This is a genomic window from Pseudomonas sp. BN505, from assembly GCF_029873175.1.
GTDB classification, from domain to species: domain Bacteria; phylum Pseudomonadota; class Gammaproteobacteria; order Pseudomonadales; family Pseudomonadaceae; genus Aquipseudomonas; species Aquipseudomonas putida.
The window spans coordinates 1-4453 of the sequence record NZ_SSOI01000054.1 but is presented as its reverse complement, the minus strand read 5'-3'; the positions used below and the strand labels follow the sequence as shown (position 1 = coordinate 4453).

Here is a 4453-nt window from a genome sequence, read left to right as displayed (position 1 = left end):
GCCACCGCCTGCAACTGGGCGAGCATGCCGCGCAGGTCGTTGGGCGCGTGTTCGCCGTCGATCAGCAGCCAGTCGAAACCGGCATTGGCCGCCAGCTCGGCGCAGTAGGCATCGGCCAGGCCGAGCCACAGGCCGATTTGCGGTTCACCGCTGTGCAGGCGTCGCTTGAAGTGGTTGATGGGCATGTCCATGAGCAGGTCCTTAAACGAAGCGGCAGGCGATGGAGCCGAGCATGTCGTAGTCGACGTGGAAGGTGTCACCTGGGCGAGCGGCGACCGGGCGGGTGAACGAACCCCCAAGGATGATCTGGCCGGGCTGCAAGGTGACGTCGTACGGCGCCAGTTTGTTGGCCAGCCAGGCAACGCCTTTGGCCGGGTGGTTGAGCACGGCAGCGCTGACCCCGGATTCCTCGATCACGCCATTGCGGTAGAGCACCGCCGGCACTTTGCGCAGGTCGATTTCGGTGGGGCGCACGGCCCGCCCGCCCATCACCACGCCGGCATTGGCGGCGTTGTCGGAGATGGTGTCGAACACCTTGCGGGTGGCCTGGGTTTGCGGGTCCACCTGCTGGATGCGCGCGTCAATGATTTCCAGCGCCGGGATCACCCACTCGGTGGCGTCCAGCACATCAAACACGGTGATGTTCGGGCCCTTCAGCGGCTTGCCGAGGATGAACGCCAACTCCACTTCAACCCGCGGCACGATGAAGCGCTCGAAGGGGATGTCGCTGCCTTCGTCGAACAGCATGTCGTCGAGCAAGGCGCCGTAGTCGGGCTCGGTGATGTTCGACGATACCTGCATGGCGCGCGAGGTCAGGCCGATCTTGTGGCCCACCAGCTTGCGCCCGGCGGCGATCTTTTTTGCCACCCAGGCGCGCTGGATGGCGTAGGCGTCTTCGATGGTGATTGCCGGTTGCTCCAGCGAGAACTGGCGCACTTGCTCGCGGGAACGTTCGGCCTGGTCCAGGCACTCGGCCGCTTGCTGGATGAAAGAGTTATCGAGCATCGTGAAATCTCATGGTTTGAGGGTTAACAAACCGCACAGCGAGTAGCTCCAATTGAATTACCGGTCACTGTGCGTGACTTGTCAGCACTCGCTGTTTCAGACGGGTCTGCTAAATAGTGGATGCAAACTGCTGTGCTTAGCGTCATAGACCTGTTCACGACTTTCGTCGATCTGCACTGTGATGCCGATCGGTCTCTGTCGCAGTAAATCGTCCAGATGACTTCTCAGTACGTGTAAAAGGCCGTCGCCGACGCGCTTGTGAACGGCATCGGAGCGGCCGCTACCCATACGTAAATTCGCGTAGAGAAACCCATAGGGGCCTTGACCGTCGGCTACCGCGCAGTGAGCGGCTGGATAGGCCAGCACGCGGGTACCGCCGGTGGGGAATACCGGCTTGCCGCTCTCGTCACGCTGTTCGAGCATGTTGTCGGCTAGGGCGCGGCACAGATCGGCGATCTTGGCGTCGGCTTCGAGGTCGGGGGTGTAGAGCAGAACCAGGTGGGGCATGGGGCTTCTCGGGGCGCGAAGTGCTGACCTCCACTCGGGGCGGCCAGCAGGTTTTCAGAGGCGGCTGGTGGACACTACGGCTGCCAGGTTTGCGGCCTGGGCCGGAGGAATGGCCGAGCCGTCTTGTGGAGTGACCGGGAAGATCGCGTTGATCTGACCTGTGCCAGAAGAGCCGAAGTAGGGCGTCACTACCTCGGCTTTGCCGTCGTAATTCGACCACCCGAGGGCGCCCATCAGCATCGCGGTATCATGCATGAAGCCCTCGCCATGTCCTTTTGCGGCGTACTCCGGAAGCATTCCGCAGAAGGCTTCCCACTCGCCGTCTTGCCACATCTGCACTACACGGTGATCGAGGGTTTCCAGGAACGGGCTCCACACCTTGGTGGCGAAGTCCGGCGCCTGTCCGTTCTGGGCGAAGCGGTGCGACAGTGAGCCGCTGGCGAGGAACGCCACGGTGCCATCGTAGTGGTCTTCCACCGCCTTGCGCATGGCCCAGCCCAGTCGGGCGCTGTCGGCCAGATAATGGGAAGTGCAGAGCGCCGAGACCGAGATCACTTTGAAGTGCTGGTCCTGGTTCATGTAACGCATCGGCACCAGTGTGCCGTACTCCGGGCCGAGAGTGGTGGCGTGGTGGGCCATGGTTTCGACATTGAAGCGGTTGCATTCTTCGGTCAGCAGCAGGCCGAGTTCACTGTTGCCGGGAAACTCATAGGGCATGTTGCTGATGAAGTGTGGCAGCTCGTTACTAGTGTAAACACCCGCGAAGTGCGGCCCACAAAGGACGTGGTAGTTGGCGTTGACTAGCCAGTGGGTGTCGAATACGACGATGGTGTCCACTCCCAGTTCACGGCATCGGCGGCTGATTTCGTAATGTCCGTCGATGGCCGCTTGGCGGAAACCCTGGCGTGGGCCCGGCAGTTCGGACAGGTACATGGAGGGGACATGAGTGATCTTGGCGGCGAGTGCCAGCTTGCCCATGATGTAACTCCTAATTGTTGTGAAGTCATCGAGTCGGTACCCAGGCTATCCGTCAGAACCGTCTACGTACCGACCCGATGACGAAAGTGTTACACCCCCCAACGAGGGATGTGGTGGCTGCCCATAGAAATACAGACGTTTTTGATTTCGGCAAAGACTTCGAAGCTGTACTGGCCACCCTCACGCCCGGTACCGGAACCTTTCACACCACCGAACGGCTGGCGCAGGTCGCGTACGTTCTGGCTGTTGATGAAAACCATGCCGGCCTCGATGCCACGCGCCAGGCGGTGGGCCTTGCCGATGTCCTGGGTCCAGATGTAGGAGGCCAGGCCGTACTCGGTGTCGTTGGCCAGTTGCAGCGCCTCGGCTTCGTCCTTGAACGGGATCAGGCACACCACCGGGCCAAAGATTTCTTCCTGGGCAATGCGCATCTTGTTGTTCACGTCGGCGAATACGGTGGGCTGGATGAACTGCCCCTTGGCCAGGTGCGCAGGCAGGTTGGCCGGGCGCTCCAGGCCCCCGGCGACCAGGCGTGCACCTTCTTCGATGCCAATGCGGATGTACCCGGTGACCTTGTCATAGTGCTGCTGGGTGATCATCGAACCGACCTGGGTTTTCGGGTCGGTCGGGTCACCTACGATCAGGCGCTTGGCGCGCGCCGCAAACTCTGCGACAAACTGCGGGTACACGCTTTCCTGGATGAAGATGCGGCTGCCGGCGGTGCAGCGCTCGCCGTTCAGCGAGAAGATGGTGAACAGCGCGGCGTCCAGCGCACGCTCAAGGTCTGCGTCTTCGAAGATCAGCACGGGCGACTTGCCGCCCAGTTCCATCGAGTACTTTTTAAGGCCTGCGGTCTGCATGATCTTCTTGCCGGTGGCGGTACCGCCGGTGAAGGAAATGGCGCGCACATCGGGGTGGCGGACCAGGGCATCGCCGGCGGTAGCGCCGTAACCCTGGATCACGTTCAGCACCCCGTTGGGGATGCCGGCTTCTACCGCCAGGCGGCCCAGTTCGTTGGCGGTCAGCGGCGACAGCTCGCTCATCTTCAGCACGGCGGTGTTGCCCAGCGCCAGGCACGGCGCAGTCTTCCAGGTAGCCGTCATGAACGGCACGTTCCATGGGCTTACCAGGCCGCACACACCCACCGGCTGGTACAGGGTGTAGTTGAGCATCTGGTCGTCGACCGGGTAGGTATGGCCGTCCATGCGCGTGCACACTTCGGCGAAGAAGTCGAAGTTGTGCGAGGCACGCGGGATCAGCACGTTCTTGGTCTGGTGGATCGGCAGGCCGGTGTCGAGGGTTTCCAGCTCGGCGAGTTTCGGCACGTTCTGCTCAATCAGCTCACCCAGCTTGCGCATCAGCCGGGCACGTTCCTTGGCCGGGGTGTTGGCCCACTTGGGGAAGGCTTCCTTGGCCGCAGCCACAGCCTGGGCCACTTCCTCGGCGCCGCCGCTGGCGACTTCGCAGATGGCGTCGCCGGTGGCCGGGTTGTAGTTGACGAAGGTGTCTTTGCTCTCGACCTCACGGCCGTTGATCCAGTGCTTGATCATGCTGCTCATGCCTTGTTGTTCTTGAAGAAGTCAGCTTCGCTGACGATACGGTTGACCAGGCGACCGACGCCTTCCACTTCCACCACCACTTCGTCACCCGGCACCACATCGGCCAGGCCTTCTGGCGTGCCGGTGGCGATCATGTCGCCCGGTTGCAGGGTCATGAAGCTGGAGAAGTATTCGATGAGGTGCGGGATGTCGAAGATCATGTCCGCGGTGGTGCCTTCCTGCTTCAGCTCACCGTTGATCCAGGTGCGCAGCTTCAGGTTGCTGACGTCTGGCACATCGGCCGCATCGACGATCCACGGGCCGACCGGGGTGGTGGCGTCGCGGTTTTTTACCCGCAGGTTGGGGCGGTAGTAGTTTTCCAGGTAGTCGCGGATGGCGTAGTCGTTGCACACGGTGTAGCCGGC

The 4453-nt window shown here is 62.0% G+C and carries 6 protein-coding genes; all 6 read right to left on the bottom strand.

Annotated elements, in window-relative coordinates; translation table 11 throughout:
* On the bottom strand, positions 1-191 hold a 191-nt coding region (locus E8E78_RS18460; protein WP_280337128.1), incomplete at its 3' end, for an aldolase/citrate lyase family protein.
* Positions 192-201: 10 nt separating this feature from the next.
* Complete coding sequence (gene hpaH, locus E8E78_RS18455; protein WP_280337127.1) at positions 202-1005, bottom strand: 2-oxo-hept-4-ene-1,7-dioate hydratase; 804 nt, start codon at positions 1003-1005, stop codon at positions 202-204.
* 96 nt (positions 1006-1101) lie between these two features.
* Positions 1102-1512, bottom strand: a complete 411-nt coding sequence (locus E8E78_RS18450) for a 5-carboxymethyl-2-hydroxymuconate isomerase (protein ID WP_179027730.1) — start codon at positions 1510-1512, stop codon at positions 1102-1104.
* Positions 1513-1566: 54 nt separating this feature from the next.
* The gene (hpaD, locus tag E8E78_RS18445; RefSeq protein WP_179027729.1) at positions 1567-2490 is read right to left on the bottom strand and encodes a 3,4-dihydroxyphenylacetate 2,3-dioxygenase; all 924 of its coding nucleotides are present in this window, start codon (positions 2488-2490) and stop codon (positions 1567-1569) included.
* Positions 2491-2579: 89 nt separating this feature from the next.
* Positions 2580-4040, bottom strand: a complete 1461-nt coding sequence (gene hpaE, locus E8E78_RS18440) for a 5-carboxymethyl-2-hydroxymuconate semialdehyde dehydrogenase (protein ID WP_043199800.1) — start codon at positions 4038-4040, stop codon at positions 2580-2582.
* A 5-nt stretch (positions 4041-4045) separates the two neighbouring features.
* Positions 4046-4453 (bottom strand): fumarylacetoacetate hydrolase family protein (locus tag E8E78_RS18435; RefSeq protein WP_280313832.1); only part of this gene is annotated, 408 nt, incomplete at its 5' end.